The 17,800-nt window shown below is 61.2% G+C and carries 22 protein-coding genes; 19 read left to right on the plus strand and 3 right to left on the minus strand.

Going from position 1 to position 17,800, the window contains the following annotated elements; all coding sequences use genetic code 11:
• Positions 1-90 precede the first annotated feature (90 nt).
• The 7 genes from VMT30_07500 to VMT30_07530 all read left to right on the plus strand — a co-directional run bounded on the left by VMT30_07500 (position 91) and on the right by VMT30_07530 (position 5,999).
• Positions 91-294, plus strand: a complete 204-nt coding sequence (locus VMT30_07500) for a hypothetical protein (GenBank protein ID HVQ44774.1) — start codon at positions 91-93, stop codon at positions 292-294.
• 222 nt (positions 295-516) lie between these two features.
• Positions 517-963, plus strand: coding sequence for a hypothetical protein (locus tag VMT30_07505; protein HVQ44775.1), 447 nt, complete (start codon positions 517-519; stop codon positions 961-963).
• Between the two features lie 167 nt (positions 964-1,130).
• Entirely contained in the window at positions 1,131-1,514 is a 384-nt protein-coding gene (locus VMT30_07510; protein HVQ44776.1) for a hypothetical protein, read from the plus strand.
• Positions 1,515-1,651: 137 nt separating this feature from the next.
• The gene (locus tag VMT30_07515) at positions 1,652-1,969 is read left to right on the plus strand and encodes a hypothetical protein (GenBank protein HVQ44777.1); all 318 of its coding nucleotides are present in this window, start codon (positions 1,652-1,654) and stop codon (positions 1,967-1,969) included.
• Positions 1,970-2,200: 231 nt separating this feature from the next.
• Complete coding sequence (locus VMT30_07520) at positions 2,201-2,623, plus strand: hypothetical protein (GenBank protein ID HVQ44778.1); 423 nt, start codon at positions 2,201-2,203, stop codon at positions 2,621-2,623.
• Between the two features lie 34 nt (positions 2,624-2,657).
• Positions 2,658-4,325, plus strand: coding sequence for an ATP-binding protein (locus VMT30_07525; GenBank protein HVQ44779.1), 1,668 nt, complete (start codon positions 2,658-2,660; stop codon positions 4,323-4,325).
• 147 nt (positions 4,326-4,472) lie between these two features.
• Positions 4,473-5,999 (plus strand): hypothetical protein, encoded by a 1,527-nt coding sequence (locus VMT30_07530; GenBank protein HVQ44780.1) that lies wholly within the window; start codon positions 4,473-4,475, stop codon positions 5,997-5,999.
• 69 nt (positions 6,000-6,068) lie between these two features.
• On the opposite strand, the gene VMT30_07535 is transcribed toward VMT30_07530, so the two are convergent.
• Together VMT30_07535 and VMT30_07540 are read right to left on the minus strand one after the other, a co-directional pair.
• Positions 6,069-6,569 (minus strand): hypothetical protein, encoded by a 501-nt coding sequence (locus VMT30_07535; protein HVQ44781.1) that lies wholly within the window; start codon positions 6,567-6,569, stop codon positions 6,069-6,071.
• Positions 6,570-6,838: 269 nt separating this feature from the next.
• Positions 6,839-7,339: a hypothetical protein gene (locus tag VMT30_07540; protein HVQ44782.1), complete on the minus strand. Its 501-nt coding sequence runs from the start codon at positions 7,337-7,339 to the stop codon at positions 6,839-6,841.
• Between the two features lie 145 nt (positions 7,340-7,484).
• Here VMT30_07540 and secE point away from each other — a divergent pair, with 145 nt between their 5' ends.
• From secE to rplA, 4 genes are all read left to right on the plus strand, one after another.
• The gene (secE, locus tag VMT30_07545) at positions 7,485-7,739 is read left to right on the plus strand and encodes a preprotein translocase subunit SecE (protein HVQ44783.1); all 255 of its coding nucleotides are present in this window, start codon (positions 7,485-7,487) and stop codon (positions 7,737-7,739) included.
• Positions 7,740-7,741: 2 nt separating this feature from the next.
• A complete protein-coding gene (gene nusG / locus VMT30_07550; GenBank protein ID HVQ44784.1) occupies positions 7,742-8,284 on the plus strand; it encodes a transcription termination/antitermination protein NusG in 543 nt (180 codons plus the stop codon).
• A 68-nt stretch (positions 8,285-8,352) separates the two neighbouring features.
• Positions 8,353-8,778: a 50S ribosomal protein L11 gene (rplK, locus tag VMT30_07555; protein HVQ44785.1), complete on the plus strand. Its 426-nt coding sequence runs from the start codon at positions 8,353-8,355 to the stop codon at positions 8,776-8,778.
• Positions 8,779-9,156: 378 nt separating this feature from the next.
• A complete protein-coding gene (gene rplA, locus VMT30_07560; protein HVQ44786.1) occupies positions 9,157-9,885 on the plus strand; it encodes a 50S ribosomal protein L1 in 729 nt (242 codons plus the stop codon).
• Positions 9,886-9,905: 20 nt separating this feature from the next.
• On the opposite strand, the gene VMT30_07565 is transcribed toward rplA, so the two are convergent.
• Complete coding sequence (locus tag VMT30_07565) at positions 9,906-10,979, minus strand: glycosyl hydrolase (GenBank protein ID HVQ44787.1); 1,074 nt, start codon at positions 10,977-10,979, stop codon at positions 9,906-9,908.
• A 144-nt stretch (positions 10,980-11,123) separates the two neighbouring features.
• Here VMT30_07565 and dcd point away from each other — a divergent pair, with 144 nt between their 5' ends.
• The 8 genes from dcd to rplL all read left to right on the plus strand — a co-directional run bounded on the left by dcd (position 11,124) and on the right by rplL (position 17,784).
• On the plus strand, positions 11,124-11,786 hold the full coding sequence (gene dcd, locus VMT30_07570; GenBank protein HVQ44788.1) for a dCTP deaminase: 663 nt from the start codon (positions 11,124-11,126) through the stop codon (positions 11,784-11,786).
• Positions 11,783-12,427, plus strand: coding sequence for a dTMP kinase (tmk, locus tag VMT30_07575; GenBank protein ID HVQ44789.1), 645 nt, complete (start codon positions 11,783-11,785; stop codon positions 12,425-12,427). Before dcd ends, tmk begins: the two co-directional genes overlap by 4 nt.
• A gap of 98 nt (positions 12,428-12,525) precedes the next feature.
• Complete coding sequence (thyA, locus tag VMT30_07580; GenBank protein ID HVQ44790.1) at positions 12,526-13,443, plus strand: thymidylate synthase; 918 nt, start codon at positions 12,526-12,528, stop codon at positions 13,441-13,443.
• Between the two features lie 3 nt (positions 13,444-13,446).
• On the plus strand, positions 13,447-13,944 hold the full coding sequence (locus VMT30_07585; GenBank protein HVQ44791.1) for a dihydrofolate reductase: 498 nt from the start codon (positions 13,447-13,449) through the stop codon (positions 13,942-13,944).
• 24 nt (positions 13,945-13,968) lie between these two features.
• Complete coding sequence (locus tag VMT30_07590) at positions 13,969-15,246, plus strand: serine hydroxymethyltransferase (protein ID HVQ44792.1); 1,278 nt, start codon at positions 13,969-13,971, stop codon at positions 15,244-15,246.
• A 73-nt stretch (positions 15,247-15,319) separates the two neighbouring features.
• Entirely contained in the window at positions 15,320-16,561 is a 1,242-nt protein-coding gene (locus VMT30_07595) for a hypothetical protein (protein ID HVQ44793.1), read from the plus strand.
• 257 nt (positions 16,562-16,818) lie between these two features.
• Positions 16,819-17,349, plus strand: coding sequence for a 50S ribosomal protein L10 (rplJ, locus tag VMT30_07600; protein HVQ44794.1), 531 nt, complete (start codon positions 16,819-16,821; stop codon positions 17,347-17,349).
• A 12-nt stretch (positions 17,350-17,361) separates the two neighbouring features.
• Positions 17,362-17,784 carry a 50S ribosomal protein L7/L12 gene (gene rplL / locus VMT30_07605; protein HVQ44795.1) on the plus strand — a complete coding sequence of 141 codons (423 nt, stop codon included), beginning with the start codon at positions 17,362-17,364 and terminating at the stop codon, positions 17,782-17,784.
• Positions 17,785-17,800: the final 16 nt, after the last annotated feature.

The following is a 17,800-nucleotide window of genomic DNA, read 5'->3' on the forward strand; positions in this document are numbered from 1 at the left end:
ACTTATTATACTAGTTATGTTAATATAGCGAGCGTTGCGCTACCCCACACCACGCGACAATTTCGTACCTACAAGCTTTGGGAGACATCCATGCTCACTACCATCAAGAACCGAGCCCCGTTAGGGGCCTTCGTCTTCTGCCTCCTGATGGCCATCGGCAGTGTCTGCATAATCATCGTCGAGGTGATCACCCCGCACCCCAGAGAACTTCAGTTCTTCGCCCTCCTGAACGCGGCAGCCTGGATCTCCTTCACCGTTATCACGCTCAGCCACCTCCCTCGGCCACGCCTGTAGGTGCGCCCCGGGCGGCGATTAGGTCTGGTTCCGACTTCGGACCGACCAATCGCCGCCCGGCACCCGCAATTTGAAGCCCAATCTTAGTTGAGAAACAAATGCCGGGGCTGGTGTCCCTAATTGACGTATCGCGTCACTTATGGTATGGTGTAACTGATCGCGTGGCTCTGCCGCGCGGCCACTACCGCACCTACCATCGTTCTCGCTCTCGAAGGGAGCACCATGAAGCTGACCCGTCGCGGCCGATTCTTGATCGCGAATATCATCGGGGCCCTGGGCCTGCTGGTATCCGCCCTCTGCGTACTCGAGCTGTACGCCAACGCCGGCCGGGCAATCTCGCTGGTCGAGCTCAACCACCCACCGCGCTGGAGGACCATGGCCTTCTGCGGGCTCGGCGTCCTCGCTGGAGTCGGCATGATGTACCTGGCCTGGGCCATGCTGCGGGCCCTGTACCGAACGGCCCACCACGCCGCCGCAAGTCCGGCCCCCTTCATCATACCCACCTCCTTCGATGGACCGCCGCCGGTGCAGGTGCGCTTCGACATCCCCCCGGGCTCGCTCCGCTGCGAGATCTACCGAGCCGATCGCCTGCGTGGGCTCCCCAAGCCCATGCCCGTCGAACCCTTGCGCATCGAGTGCACCCAGGACCCCACCAGGCCCAACCGGTAGGTGCGGCCCGGACGGCGATTGGCGGCTTCGGTTCAACCCGGAGCCACCCAGTCGCCGTCCGGCATCCGCGTTGACAACAGCATTACTTATGTCATGATTATATCGATCGCGTAGCCACGCTACGCGGCCAATCACCGCACCTACCACTCGATGCAAGGGAGAATCCCATGAGCACACCCTCACCAGACCGCCGGCGGCGGCTATTCCGCACGGGCTGCACGCTGCTGGGGCTCGGCGGCCTAGCCGTGATCAAGTCAACCCCATGGTCATGGGCGAAGAGCCAGTGGCTCGAAGGAATTGCCGCATTCGTGGCAACCTTCGGGAGCATCCTGGCCTACGGCAACCGCCCCCTCCGCTGGCAGCGGGGCCGGGTAACCATCACGCCCACCGCTTCACGACACGTCAGTGGGCCGGCGGGGGGTCCGTGGCACCCACGCACCCAGCCTGATCCCACGAGCCTCACGTGGCCTCCCGTCCACAATTCAGGCCGATACCCAAGCCACGCCAACCACCGGGTAATTCGGCCCGCCCAGATCGATTCATCCGAGTAGGTGCGGCCCGGACGGCGATTGGCGGCTTCGGTTCAACCCGGAGCCAACCCAATCGCCGCCCGGCACTCCGCAATTTTGAAGCCAAAACTAACCACACACTTGACGAATCATACTTCTTATGGTATGATTCAGTGATCGTGTGGCTTCACCGCGCACGATACCAACCGCACCTACCACCCCGCGAGGAGAACCCCGTGATCAAGCAGAACCGCAACCGCACCACCGTCGCCCTCTGGACGACCCTGACGGTCGTCGCCGGCCTCCTCACCTTCGCCGGCCTCTACGCGACCCTCACGGTGCTCGCGCAGGCGACCTCGCCCGCTCACAGCACGGCCTCCATGAACCTCACGATCGCCACCGCCCTCGCCACCGCTGTCTACGCCATGCTGACCGGCGGCTTCGCCGCGGCGCTCAAGCAGCGCTTCAACATGGCTTACGCCATGCCGCAGCGCTAACCAGTAGGTGCGGCCCGGGTGGCGACAGATCGGTTCCGGACTTCCCGGACCATCAGTCGCCGCCCGGCACCCGCAATTTGAAGCTCAGCCCCATTATCGGCTGGGATGCAGACACCGGAGGACTATAGCCAAAAAATGACAAAAATTGTCAAAAATCACCCATGCGCATCTGCCAAAACCATCCGAACCAGCCCGCCAGCTAAAGACCAACAAGTGGGGTACAATATCGATATGCCAAAACGCTTCTTCGCCCTCATCACACTCACCCTTAGCCTCGCCCTCCTGCCCCTCAGCGCCCTGGCCGACGACACCGCCAGCTCCGCCGGTCTCGGACCACAAACCACCACCGGCGCCGGCGGCTCCAACGCCGACGCCGGCGCCCTGCAGCCCGCAGGTCTGGCGCCGCTACAGGCCACCACCGACGACTCCGCCAACCTCGGCGCGCCCGCGAGCAACCTCCAAGCCCCCGCCGCCAGCGACGCCCCGCTCCAGGTGCTCGCCGGCGAAGGCGACGGCCCCACCCACGACGGCACCGACACCGCCGACACTACCTGGACCTGGCCGCTCGCTACCATTTTGCTAGCTCTCATTGCCGGCGCCGCGGTCGTCATCCGTGATCGCCGCCGTTTTGCCCGCACCCAAACCGACCTCTAGCCGCCAACCCCCAAACCAGTTATGCTAACACCATATGAGAGCTGCGGTTAAACGGCCGGTTTTTGATCGAGACGAGTACTACGAAACATCGTCACGCACCGTGCGCTGGATCGTGCTCGCGCTCGTCCTCATCAGCTACCCCTATGACGGCCCCAACAACATCGTCGTGTTCACCATGCTGGTGTTTACCGCCATCTACAACCTGCTCCGCTACAGCCGACGCCTCCGCAGCGCCGAATTCTTCGGCTCCCGAGCCAACTCACTCGCCGTCGATCACGTGTTTGTGCTGGCACTCGTCTTGCTCACCGGCGGCCTGGCCAGCCCGTATTACCCCTTATTTTACCTGCTCATCATCGGCGTTATCGCCTCATACGGCATCGCCGGCTTCGCCTTTTCGCTCGGTTCGCAGGTCATTATCACGCTCATTTTACTCCGCATCCAATTACTACCCGAGCCCAACAGTCCCGAATTCCAATTCGTCATAAAACTCGTCATTCTCATCATTTTCAGCCTCGTCGCCGAGCAATCCGTCCGTAGCCGCGACGAAGAATACTTGCTCGAGGGCCGCTTCACCAAACGCATCGAAAACGAACGCCAGCGCCTGCTTTCGCTTATCAATTCGCTCTCCAACGCCGTGCTCGCCATCGACGAAAAGGGGAAGGTCTACCTCTACAACGCCGCCGCGCTTGAGCTACTCAATACCAATCGCGACATCAACGGCGAACCCATCAACGAGCTCCTGCCGCTCCACAACAAATCCGGCCGCAAAGTAAATCTCCTCCAACTCATCACCAGCGAAGACCACGCGCTCAACCGCCAAGACCTGCACTACGTAGCGCCCGATAGCTCTCAGATGATCCTCGACCTCACCGTCACGCCGGTGCACGTATTCGGCTACGATCAAGACAACTGGGGTGGGTACATCGCCGTATTTCGCGATATCACCAAAGAAAAATCGCTCGACGAAGAACGCGACGAATTTATCTCGGTCACCTCGCACGAGCTGCGCACCCCGCTCGCCATCGCCGAGGCCAATCTCTCGACCGCCCTGCTGCCAGGCTATGCCAAAATCGACACCAAGGCCAAAACGCTCCTGGGTCAAGCTCACGAAAATATCGTCTTCCTCAGCCAGCTCATCGAAGACCTCGCCACCCTCTCGCGCGCCGAACGCGGCGACCTCAAGCTCAAACTTGAGCTGGTCGACGTCACTGAGCTGGCCGAGGAGCTCGCCCGCGACTACCGACCTCAAGCCGAGGCGCGCCATCTCAAGCTCAACCTCGAACTCGGCAGCGGACTCGGAAGCGTTGTCACCAGCCAACACGAACTACGCGAAATTCTCCAAAATTTCCTCACCAACGCCATCAAATACACGGCCGCCGGATCAGTCACCCTAGGCATCAATCTCGTCGATGGCGGCACCGAATTCTCCGTCAAAGACACGGGCATTGGCATCTCCGCTAGCGACAAAACCAAAATCTTTAGCAAATTCTACCGCTCCGAAGACTACCGCACGCGCCAAACCGGAGGCACCGGCCTCGGCCTCTATATCGTCCACAAACTAGCCGAAAAACTCGGCATCATCATCACCTTCACCTCGCGGCTCAACCATGGCTCCACTTTCCGCATCATGGTACCAGTGCGCACCGACAAAGCCGCGAGCAGCGCCATTACCACCGCCGCTCTTGGACAAACTTCTGAGTAAGAATCACCGTTTACCGTCATTTCGCACAATAAATCTGTGGATAGCGGTGGATAAACCGCCCCACATTCCCGTTTGAGAACTCACCCCAATAATGCTTAAATAATGCTAATGGTTTGCCCAAATTGCCACTCCGACCAGATTATTGCAGTGCAAGATCAGCACTTCTGTATTAATTGTGGCCAAATGGTGCCCGAAGCGAGTGCCGCACCACCCGCCAAAGCCGCCGTAGCCGTCCAGGAAAACGGCCTGCCCGAAGGCGTCAAAATCTTGCCCGTGGTCCCAGACGCACCGACCGCCAAATCGCCGCCACCGGCACTCCCCGCGCCCGCTGGCCCGCTCATCCAAAAACGACCCCGCCTAGCCGCCGCCAAAACCGAGCCAGATCCAGCCGGCAGCACTGCCAAGCGCCGCAAACCTGGCCGCCCCAAAGCCGGCCGGCTCGACCTGCCACGCGCCATCGCCAACACCGTTCCGGCGCCATTGCCGCCCGCACCACCCACCGCATCGAAGCCCGCCGGTCCCCGCAGCATGAGCGACCTAGCTCCGCGGCGAGCCGCACCACACCAGCACACCCCTCACGCACCCGCCATCAAGGCCACCCATGCTAGCGGCAAGCCGTCGCACACCCCCAAGCCGGCCGACGCCGCGCCTGCATCCACCGATGCCGCCGTCAAACCCGCCAAACACCGCCGCGGCCAGGCACACCATGTCGGCGTACCGGCGCTTCATTACGCGCCCATCATCGCCTTTAGCCTCCGAGCGCGCGCCCACCCCGGCCTCGTGGGGCTCGGCGCGATCGGCGCGGTTAGCCTCGGTGTAGGCGGCGGTTGGGGAGTGTGGCAATTCCTCAACGGCGGTCCCGGCGCCCTCACCACTGCGCTCCTGCACGGCGGCTGGCCTCTCGCCACCGAGGCCGGGTTGCTCGCGGCCGTGTACTACATTGGCCGCAGCCTCGGCCAAACTGCCATCGTCTACGGCATCGCGCGCGAGGCTGACCAACGCCCCGTCACGCTCGCTCGCCAATTTGGCGTAGCCATCAACACCTTTGGACGGCGACTGCGCCTCGATCTCGGCTTTGGCTTGGCAGAGCTTGCGCTTATCGCAGCCGGCGGCACCCTGCTCGTCACCGGCGGCGCCGCCTGGCCCATAAACCCCAATCTGCAGGTTGGCCTCATTTTCGCAATCTATCTCGTGCTGCTGTATCTGCTATGTGCTCTCGCCATTTCGCGCGGGCTGGCCGGCGTCAATCTCACGCTCACCACCCATCGCGCCGGCACCGCCGCCAAACTCGGCTGGCAACTCTTTAGCCACCGCGTCGAGCTCATTGGCCCCCGCTTGAGCGCCGTGCTCATGGAGGCCATTTTAGCCGTACCCATCCTCGCGGTAGGCCTTGCCGGCGTCGCGGCCGCCGATCCCCAGGATCACGCCGCTTTCGCCGTCGCTGCCGGCCTGCTCGCCTGGGTAGCCGGCGCCTGCTCCGGCGCCGGCACCGCCGCCTGGTGGTCCATGCTCTACCGCCAGCTCGTGCTCGCCGATCGTCCCGGAGCCAGCGTCCCTCTGCTCTCGAGCCGCCAACCCGAAGAAGCCCGTCGCGGCCCGCTCGCACTCATCGTCGCGCTCACCACCCTCGTGGTAGCAGCCAGCATCACCGTACCATTTCTTCACTTCAGTTAATCAATCCGGGGGGACGTGCCCTGCCAACTCCGCAGAGCCGGCAGGGCATGACACCGCCCCTTAGCGCCTTCAGTTCATCGGCAGTCGCCGGAAGTTGTTAGGATTGGAACAGCTAACCCTTCCCGTCGCCACACGCTTATCGAGCATGAGTGCCCCCTCTCTCTGCCAAAGCCCGCAGCCAACTTCCGCCTTGGGCTTAGTCAAGAAGTACACTCGCAGCTGTATCGGCGTACCGTCGTACCCATCCATCAGGTACACCCACACGTGAACGCCACCCGATAGAGCTCGGAATGTACCCTCACGAGCATCCAGACCGAGTGGCTTACCGTGGTAGTGAATAGTGGCCGCGAGCAGGAGACCAGTAGTCACTTGCCTCGGATCGTACGCCACGATGAGGACCAGCAAGTTTGGATCGTGATCCTGCACCGCAAGCTGCTCCGCTTGCTCGGGCATCTCCGACAAGTCCAGTGGCCCGGCACCAACGGGAGCTAACGTACCCATCTGGATCACGAACAACACCGCGACAACCACGCAGACAAGCACGACCACTGGGCGAGCAATTTTCAGCACGCTTTCACTCCACTCCGACGAAGCCCCAAGGGGCAGACTTGGCTCATGGATCCATGAGCCACAAGCACTAATTTAAATTACTCCGGGGGTCCGCAGCAACACGCTGCGCCCATACGCAAGCCAACATTCTCCAAAAACACAACCAGCCTGCCCGAGATGCAGCGCATAGCCGCACCTCGGGCAGGCCTGTGACCCCACCTCCCGCCACTTAGTTATCGGCGGGGGAGACGGAGCCGGATAGACCGACTCCTAGGTAGTCGCCGATCGAGTCAGAGCAACGGCATCGGCTGGAAGCCGTGAGGGTTGGAACAGCTGACCTGCCTCGTGGCATAAGCAGCATCGAGCATGCGGTTCGTCCTCTCCTCCCAGAGCCCACAGCCCACGAACGCCTGAGGCGACTCCTTAAACTCGGCTATCACCTGTATCGACGTGCCCGCGTATGGCAGGAAGTAAACCCAGGATCCACGCCCCCCTGATACAGGTATAAGCACGCCGTCGCTAAGCCTCAGCTTTCGAATGTAATCGAACTGGTAAAGCCTAACTGCCAGCTGTGCAATGTTTACCTGCTCCGGGCGAAACTCCACGATCACTGCCAGCGTGTCTGGGTCGTCGTCTTTCTCGGCGAGTTGAGCCACCCGCTCGAGTACTCCGGACAAGCTAAACGACCCGGAACCGCTGGGAGCTGGCGTACCCGGCCGCACCAGCAAGAAAGCCACGGCGGCCGCAGCGACGAGCAACACGACCAGTGGGCGGCGGCGTGTCTTCACCATGTTTTGCTCCAATTCCGATGAAGCCCCAAGGGGCAGACTTGGCTCATGCCATTCATGAACCACAGCACTAATCTAAATTACTCCGGGGACCCACATCAACTCGCCGCATGCGCGATTTGACTTTTACCTCAATTTCAGGCACTATTTGACACAAAGCCACGAGCTTTTTTTAATTTGGCCGTTTATCAAGCGGCCGCCGGAGATCTCCGCCACGAAGCCGTTCATCGAGTACATCAAAGCCTCGCGCATCGAACTCACCAAGGTCACGTGGCCGTCGCGCCGCAACACCGCTCGTCTCACGTTGCTCGTTATCGCGTTTTCGCTCGTTTTCGCCGCCTTCTTGGGTGGCCTCGATGTCATCTTCTCCGCTCTGGTTCAGAAAATAATCGTTAAAGGGTAAGCATGGCCGACAGTCACAATCCTACTAAGCACTGGTACGTAATTCATACCTATTCCGGCTACGAAGACCGCGTCGCCGAAAACTTGCGCCAACGCATCGAAACCATGCACATGGCCGACAAAATTTTCGACGTGATCGTGCCCAAAGAAAACCAGATCGAGATCAAAAACGGCCGTCGTCGCATCGTAGAGCGCCGCATCTTCCCCGGCTACGTGCTCGTGCAAATGGACGTCACCGAGGATTCTTGGTACGTCGTACGCAACACTCCCAACGTCACCGGCTTCGTCGGCTCCGGCACCACCCCCACCCCGATCTCCGAAGATGAAGTCAAGCACATCCAAAAGCGCATGGGCGTCGAGGAGCCGAAGTTCAAGATCGACTTCTCGGTCGGCGAAGCGGTCAACATCGTCGACGGCCCCTTCAAGGGCTTCGACGGCATGGTCAACGAGATCGACGAAAACAAGGGCAAAATCAAGGTTTTGGTCAACATGTTTGGCCGCGAAACCCCGGTGGAGCTCGACAGCTTGCAGGTCAAGAAGATTTAAGTTTAACGAACGTGGGAGGTCGCCGCAGCGGCCGCTAGCACCACGAGGAGAATCCCATGGCACAACCAATCGCCAAACCAGTCAAAGCCAACATCAAATTCCGCGTTCAAGCCGGCAAGGCCACCCCGGCGCCGCCCGTCGGCTCCATGCTCGGTGCCCACGGCGTCAACATGATGGAGTTCATCGGCGCCTTCAACGACCAGACCCGCGACATGGGCGACGTCGTCGTCAGCGTAAAAGTGCAAATCTTTGAAGACCGCACCTTCACCTTCGCCGTCAAGGGCGAATCCATGGCCAATCAAATCCGCAAAGCCGCCGGCGTCGCCAAAGGCTCGGGTGTTCCGAACAAAACCAAGGTCGGCAGCCTCACCAAAGCTCAAGTCAACGAGCTCGCCGAGAAGAAAATGACCGACATGAACGCCCACACCGTCGAAGCCGCGGCCAAGATTGTCGCCGGCCAAGCCCGTTCCATGGGCATCGAAGTTACCGATTAATTACTAACGTGGGAGGCGCCCCAGTAGCGCCGCCGGGACCACGAGGAGACCATCACCATGGCAAAAGACAAGACCGCCGAAACCATTGAAGAAACGAAAATCGAAGACGAGACCAAGGCCGAACTCGAAGAAGTAGGGGAGACCGCGCAGGTCGACCTGCCAAGCGAGGCTCCGAGCAGCCAAACCAACGCCGAATCCGCCGCCGAAGCCAAAGCCGATGCCGAGGCTGAAGCCGCCGGCTCGGGCAAGCTCACCAAGGCCGGCAAGCACAGCGCCAAGGCCCAGCGTGAAGCCGAGGAAGAAGAAGCCCGCCTCAAAGCCAAAGAAGAGCACCAGGCCGAGACCGAAAGCGACGCCCCCAAGGCCCCCCAGCGCTCGGTGCCCAACCCGCTACACCTGCACGGCAAGAAGTACCGCGAAGCCGCCAAGCTCGTGGACGCCGCCACCGCCTACAGCCTCGATGACGCCCTGGAGCTCGCACGCAAAACCGCCAGCACCAAATTCGACAGCTCCGTCGAGCTGCACATCAACCTCGGCGTCGACCCGCGCCAGGCCGACCAAATGGTCCGATCCACCGTCGTGCTGCCCCACGGCACCGGCAAAACCATCCGCATCGCCGTCTACGCCGACGGCAAGGCCGGCGACGACGCCAAAACCGCCGGCGCCGACATCGTGGGCACCGACAAATTGCTAGCCGACATCGAAAAAGGCAAGCTCGACTTCGACATGCTCATCGCCACCCCCGCCAGCATGGCCTCACTCGGCAAAGTCGCCAAGGTCCTCGGACCGCGCGGCCTCATGCCCAACCCCAAATCCGGCACCGTCACCCCCGACGTCGCCAAGGCCGTCAAAGAAGCCAAAGCCGGCAAGGTTGAATTCCGCATCGACAAGCAGGCCATCATTCACCAGGTAATCGGCAAAGTCTCCTTCACCCCCGAGAACCTGCGCGAAAACGCCGGCACCTTGCTGAGCGCCATCCTGAAAGCCAAGCCCGCCACTGCCAAGGGCACCTACGTAAAGGCGCTTTCTACCACCACCTCCATGGGCCCCGGCATCAAAGTCGACGCCGCCGCTACCATCTCGGCAATCGCTACCGGCAAGAAATAACCCCAAAAGCAGCCCGGCCCTCACGGCACCAACTGCCGAAACACTCCCAGCGCAGGCTTGGGCGCGCCGCCATGGCAGGTAATGCCGAAACGACTACCAAAGACCGGCACATCCTGCGCCGCAAACCAAAATACCGGCCCCATCCATGGCTGACCGCGCACCAACCCCACAATATCGGTCAAGAACTGAGCTTGCCGAGCCTCACTAGGATTGCCAGTCGCCCCACACGCACCCGAGGTTGCCTGTCCGGCCTCGGTCACCCACATCCGCTTAGCACCGGCACCATTGGCAACCATCTGCTGGCGAACCTGCATCGCCTGATCCCACGCCGTCGTTTGATTGTATAAATGCACACTAAAAGCATCCCAGCACGTACCCGGCGAAGCCGCAAAAAATTGCTGCCCAAACGTCGCCATCGCGATATCGTTCGCACCCGGGCCCAAACCCAGCGCCCCGACCACCACCACCGCCCTCGGATCCGCCTGCTTAATCACCGGGCAAACCGCCCGCACCACGCTAGAGTATTCCGCCGCACTGGGACGAGGCCACCACCGCGCCGCCATATTCGGCTCATTCCATATCTCATACTGATGAACACCAAGCGGCGCGTAGCGTGAAACCACCGTTTGCGCGAAAGCCGCAAAGGCGGCGGGATCAGTCGGCGCACACCGCGGCCCCGTGTCGGTACAACCCGGCCGTCCCGCCCACGGCGGCGCGTAGTCCAGTATCGCCAACACCGGCGTGCCATGACCGGCCGCCGCCCGGACAATGGGATCAAATTTGCTCCACTTGAGCACCCCCGGCTGCGATTCGATCGTGCGCCAAAATAAGTCCACGCGCAAACCCGCCGCGTGGCTGGCACTTATCAAGCCAAACCGGGTATCGAGGTCGCTCGGGCTCATCCCGATCACGCTCGGATCAGCCAGCCCCAGGACAGTACCAGGCGGCGCATCGGCAACCGCGGCCTCCTGCGTAGGGCCAGGCGGCGTCGTGCGCAACGGAGCCACCGACGGCGCCAGATCCAGCGAGGTGTACCCCGGCGCGCCCAGAGTCACCACGCACACCACCGCGCAAACAAACACCGATCGTCTCAATTCAATCCTTCCGAAGCCGAATATAACATCACCCGGCACTCTTAAATTATGATGTAAACATTACGTAATCATTAACTCGAGTTAATTACGCCGAAAACTCGCTACCAAGTTTCCGCGACGAATCGCTTAAGGTATACTCGACCCATGGTTTACTCCGACAAACAGATCAAAGACGCCCTCAAAGACGGCCACATCATCATCAACCCGCTCGTACCCGACAATATCCGCGGTTCCAGCGTCGACGTGACGCTCGGTGAGTGGTTCTACGTCACCGAGTCCAACGGCCGCAAAGACTACTACAATCCCTTCGACGAAGACGATGTAGCGCGCTACTTCAAAGGACCCCTCCAGGCCATCCGCCACGACGAATGGTGCGAAAACAACGGCCGCAAACTCTTTGGCGGCATCCCCGCCGACAAGCAAATTATCGTGCTGCGCCCCGGCGAACGCATCCTCGCACACACCAGGGAATTTATCGGCATCAATCCGCCCGGCACCACCGAAATGAAATCCCGCTCCAGCTGGGGCCGCAACGGCATCGCCGCCTGCTTCGACGCCGGCTGGGGCGATCCCGGCTACATCAACCGCTGGACCATGGAAATCTACAATCTCAACCAGCACGAGAGCGTGCCCTTGCCGGTAGGGGAGCGCATTGCGCAAATCATCTTCCACGAAACCGGCCCCGTCGAGCGCCACTACGGCGATGGCGGCAAATATCAGGGCAGCACCGACATCGAGCAAGTCATCGCCACCTGGAAACCCGAGCAAATGCTACCCCGAGCCTTCAAGGACGTCCGCAGCTCATGACTGCGCGCGGTAAGTACATCGTTCTCGAAGGCGACGAGGGCGCGGGTAAAACCGCGCAGCTCGTGCGCGTGCGCGATCGCCTCGAAGCTCTCGGCCACACCGTCGAAATCGTGCGCGAGCCCGGCGGCGATCCCTTTGCCGAGGAGCTGCGCAAGCTCCTCAAACACGCCGAGTACCCCATTTCACCCGTCGCCGAAACCCTAGCCTTCTCCGCCGCCCGCGCCAACATGATCGCCAACGTCGTCAAACCCCATCTCGACCGCGGCACCTGGGTACTTTCAGATCGGTCATTTCTTTCAACCATAATCTACCAGGGAGGAGGCCGAGAGCTAATCTCAAAAGACACCAAAGACGCCGACGATAAAGACTTCTCAACCGTAGTGAAATACGCCATAAAAGATGCCTTTCCCAATCTCATCTTGATTCTCGATGTGTCGTTCGAAGAATCACGCCGCCGACAGCAAAAACGCGGCCTTTCGCCCGATCGGTTCGATAGCACCCCTGAGTTTCGTCTTCGCATCAACAAAAACTATAAGCTGGTTAAAAATGACGAAGGAGTTCTGCACGTCGACGGCGAAGGCACCTTTAAAGTAGTCGAGGATCGTATCATGGAGGCAATCGAGCAACACCTACACACTTAACCCGTCCTCGACAAATCCATCTCCAATTTTTGACACTTTGTGTCAAAAATCAGCCAGTGCTCCGCGCCAATCGACGCCGCAAATGATATGATCAAACCATGAAGCAGTATCTCGATCTCCTCGAAGACATCAAAGCCAACGGCACCACCAAATCCGACCGCACCGGCACAGGTACCAAGAGTGTGTTTGGCCGCCAAATGCGCTTCGACCTCAGCGCCGGTTTTCCCGCCGTCACCACCAAAAAATTGTTTATGCGCGGCATTACGCACGAACTGCTGTGGTTTCTGCGAGGCGAAACCAACATCAAATATTTGGTCGACAACGACGTGCACATTTGGGACGAATGGCCCTACCGCGCCTACCTCCAAAAGCAAGGGAAGCCGCTACCCGCCAGCGACTCGGACGAATGGAAGACCGGCATCAAAGAATTTACCGAACGTATCAAACAAGACGACGCCTTCGCCCAGGAGCACGGCGAGCTCGGGCCCGTCTACGGCAGCCAGTGGCGGCACTGGCCCACGCCCGACGGCGGCCACATTGACCAAATCCAAAACGCCGTCGACACCATCAAGCACAACCCTGATTCCCGCCGCATCATCGTCTCGGCCTGGAATGTCGCCGAGATCGACGAAATGGCCAAGGCCGGCTTGCCGCCATGCCACACCATGTTCCAATTCTATGTCGCAGACGGCAAACTCAGCTGCCAACTCTACCAGCGCAGCGCCGACACCTTCCTCGGCGTACCGTTCAATATCGCGTCGTACGCGCTGCTAACCATGATGATGGCGCAGGTCACCGGACTCAAACCCGGCGAGTTCGTCCACACCTTCGGCGACGCCCACCTCTACCTCAATCACCTCGAGCAAGTCGACGAGCAACTTTCTCGCACCCCCAAGCCATTACCCACCATGTGGATCAACCCCGAAGTTACCTCGATCTTCGACTTCACCATCGACGACTTCCGCCTCGAAAACTACGATCCTTACCCGGCCATCAAGGCCCCCATCGCGGTTTAGCCCGTGAAGATCTCGTTAATCGTAGCCGCGGCCGAGAATGATGTCATCGGGCAAGCCGGGATGATGCCCGCCTGGAATCTGGGCACCGACATGGCGCGCTTTCGCGATATCACCAAAGGCCACCCCATCATCATGGGCCGCAAAACCTACGACAGCATCGGCCGGCGACCGCTTCCTGGCCGACTCAACATCGTGATCTCGCGCCACCCCGACTTCACCGCCCCTGATTGCAAGATCGTAACTACGCTTGAGGCCGCTCTCAAAACCGCCCGCGCTACCGGTACCGACGAAGCTTTCGTGATCGGCGGCGGCGCCATCTACGCCGAAGCCCTCCCGCTAGCCGATCAAATCTACCTTACCCGCGTCCACGCCGCGCCCCCCGGCGACACCTATTTCCGTTTCCCCGCCGCCGGCTGGCGCGAAATTAGCCACGAAGACCACCCAGCCGACGACCAAAACGATTACCCCTACAGCTTCATTACGCTTGAGCGTGTTGTCTGATACACTAAGCGCAAAAGGAGCTCCATGAACAAACTCACCGAACTCACCACTGCCGAATACACCAAGCAGCGCGACACCCTCAATCTCATCGCGTCCGAAAACTACCCGTCGCAAAAGGTTCTCGACCTCCTCGGCAGCGTCTGGAGCAACAAATACGCCGAAGGCACCCCCGGCAAACGCTACTACGCCGGCAACGTCTACGCCGACGAAATGGAAACCTTCGTACAGCAAAAAGCCCTAGAGGTTTTCGACACCACCGGCGAGTATAGCGTAAACGCTCAGGTGCTTTCGGGTTCCCCAGCCAACACCATGGTGTATATGGCAATGCTCGAAGCCGGCGACACCATCATGAGCCTCAACCTCGCCAACGGCGGCCACCTGTCGCACCTGCACGCCACCTCGAACTTCCTCAAATTCTTCAAGCACGTCAACTACGACGTCACCGAAACCACCCCCGGCACCTACGACATTGACGAAGCCGACTATCAGGTCAAATTAGCCGAACACAAGCCAAAACTCGTCATCCTTGGCTTCTCGGCCTACCCGCGCAAATACGAGTTTGCCAAGCTCACCACCTGGGCCCACGCGGCCGGCGCCCTGGTGCTCGCCGACATCGCCCACATCAACGGCCTCGTCGCCGCCGGCCTCCACGACACGCCCTTCCGCGCCGGCGACGAGGGCGCCGATTTTGTCTCGATGACCACGCACAAAACCTTCCGCGGCCCTCGCAGCGCCATGCTGTTTGCCAAAACCGACCATATTGCCGCCATCAACAAAACCATCTTCCCCGGCACCTCCGGCGGCCCGCACCTGCATGCCATCGCCGCCGTCGGTCAGGCGCTGCTCGAAATTCTGGGCGAAGACCAGCACCCCGACGGCCGCAGCTTCAAAGACTACTCGCAGGCCGTACTCGACACCTGCAAAGCCCTCGAAAACGGCGCCAAAGAGGGGGGCCTCACCGTGGTCAGCCCCACTCAAAACCACCTCTGCCTCGTGAAGCTACCCGACGACGTCGACAGCCTCGAGTTCCAGCGCCTGCTCGAGCGCGTCGGCATCATCACCAACCGCAACATGCTGCCCTTCGACACCAAATCCGCCTGGCGCCCCAGCGGCATGCGCTTCGGCACCGCCGCCCTCGCCAGCCGCGGCCTCACCGTGGAGCAAGCCGGCGACCTCGGCCGCCTCATCGCCAGCCTCGCCCTCGGCAAAACCACCGAGGATGCCGCCCACGAGCAAACCGTAAGCCTCGCCAAGCAACTCGCCTGGTGGTACAACGAACCTACACGCTCATCCAAAGTTTGACGCTGCAAAAAGCGTAAGCTACCATTACACGGTTCGCGACAAACGCGAACAACCCCAGCCCGAAGGGAAAATCGTGAAACGTCTGTCCAGGGCCCGCGCCGGCCGACTTCTTGTCTGCGCCACGGCAACAGTCCTACTGGCCGGTTGCATCCATGGCGAGTCGACCTCGACTCCAGCCGTACCCGATGTACCAACCCTGAACCTCGCCGTTGCCAGTAGCCGCACAAGCGCCACGGTCGGCTTTTCGACCGGCGCCAATCGTGGCCGCACGCTCGACGGCGAGTTCGCCCAGCAAGCCGCCGGCGGCGTCCATCTCGCCCGCACCGACATCCAGATGTCCGACGTCTGGCGGTCGCGCACCACCAACTGGACCGCCCCATCAGCATGGAGCGCCCCAGATCAGGTGGTTACCGCCGCCGCCCGACACGGGCAATGGCTGCACGCGCTCATCGACTCCCCATCCAGCTGGAGCACCGACAGCTCCTGCGGCGAACAGTCGTGGCACTGCGGGCCCAGCGGCAGTCCGTCCGACGCCCAGTCGGGCGCCGCCGCGTACGTCCGCTTTGCCGCTGCCGCCGCGCACCGTTATTGCCGCGCCCTGCGCACGCTCGAGGTGCTCAATGAGCCCAACAGCCTGCCGACCTACTGGCAGCATCCCGATCAGTACGCTCATCTGTTCGTCGCCGTCGCCAAGGCCGTCCACGCCGCCTGCCCCAGCGCACGCGTCGAACCCGGCGGCACCGCGGCCGTCGGCACGAGCAATGCCGACGAGGGCTACGCCCCCACCGAGTGGTACCAAGACCTCTGCGCTACGGACGGCTACGCCGCGGTCGGCACCATCGCCACGCTTCACCCGTACACCTTCCCCTCCACGCCGGCCGACTCCGACCCCAACAGCCAATGGCGGCAGCTCGCGAGCGTGAACAACACGCTCAAAACCGACTGCCGCATCATCGGACCAACCCTCGACATCACTGAGATCGGCTGGCCCACCGCCGGCGGATCGCGCAAACCGGCCGACACCCGCTACCCCGAATGGCAGAACCACCAGCCCGTCACGCCGTACTGGCAGGCACGCTTCCTCCAGGACGCCTTCGACGGCGTGTTCATCCTGCGGCACAACGACATCAAGGTTGGTGAGGTCATCGTCCACCAGCTCCGCGACGCTGGCAGCGCCAACGATCCCGACATCGAAGCCCACTTCGGCGTCACCGACCAGCTCGGCCATCCCAAGCCGGTGAGCAGCGACAACGGGCTGCATCCACGCACGACCACCGCATTCCAGGTGGTCGCCGCGGCCGCCCAAGCCGCGTAAGTCCGGCCCTTCGTGTGCCCCAGGCCGCCCCGGACCACCAGTCTGGGGCGGCCTGCACTCGCTCTATCGTCGCCACAACCATTGACACAAAGCCGTAATATCATCTACAATAATCAAGTTCACCACAGACAGTAGCCGCTCACCCGAGCTTAATCCGCTACCGAGGTAATTCTCAAAACCGGCCAAGGCCGAACCAAGAACCCCCGAGCTGTCCCTTTGGTGTGCAACCAGGAGATTTTTTAATAGAGAGGTAGTGTATGGCCATTTCTCGAGAAGCCAAAGAGCAGGCGGTAGCGAAGCTATCGGATGATCTTGGCCGCATCAAACTGGCCGTCATGACCGACTACCGAGGTCTCACTGTCCGCGAGGTTGAAGAGCTCCGCGGCGCCCTGCGTACAGAAGGTATCAGCTATCGCGTTACCAAAAACACGCTCCTGCGCCTCGCCGCCAAAAACAACCCTGCGCTCGGCGACATCGCACCCACCAGTTTCACGGGCCCTATGGCCTTGGCAATGGGATTTGACGACGAAGTGGCTCCGGCCCGCGTTATCTTCCAATACGCCAAGACCCACCAGGCGCTTGAAATTGTCGGCGCGATCACCGCAGACGGTCAGGTCCTCAGTGCCGCCCAAGTGAAGGCGCTGGCAACCCTGCCGACCCGCGAGCAGCTCATTGCTCAGGTCGTGGGTACCATTGCCGCCCCGCTTACCGGCTTCGTCGGCGTCATGTCTGGCAACGTCCGTTCCATCATCAATGTACTAAATGCGCTCAGCGAAGCGAAAGCGTAAAGGAGAAACCCTATGGCAGAAGAGAAGGTCGAAGCGACCGAAGAAAAATTTGAAGTTCCCGCCGAGTTCGAGAAGCTCGTTGGCGAGATCGACAAGCTCAGCGTCCTCAAGCTCAGCGAGCTCGTGAAGGTCCTCGAGAAGCACTACGGCGTCAGCGCCGCGGCCCCCATGGCCGTAGCCGCCGCCCCCGCCGCTGGCGAGGAAGGCCCCGCCGCCGAAGAGAAGTCGAGCTTCACCGTCGTCCTGGCCTCCGCCGGCGACCAAAAGATCAACGTCATCAAGGCCGTGCGTGAAATCACCGGCCTCGGCCTGGCTGAAAGCAAGGCCCTCGTTGACGGCGCCCCCAAGCCCGTCAAAGAGAATGTCGCCAAGGCCGACGCCGAAGACGCCAAGTCCAAGCTCGAAGCCGCCGGCGCTACCGTCGAACTTCAGTAAGCTCCTCGTCCTATGC

Source organism: Candidatus Saccharimonadia bacterium (assembly GCA_035544015.1).
Lineage (GTDB): Bacteria > Patescibacteriota > Saccharimonadia > UBA4664 > UBA4664 > UBA5169.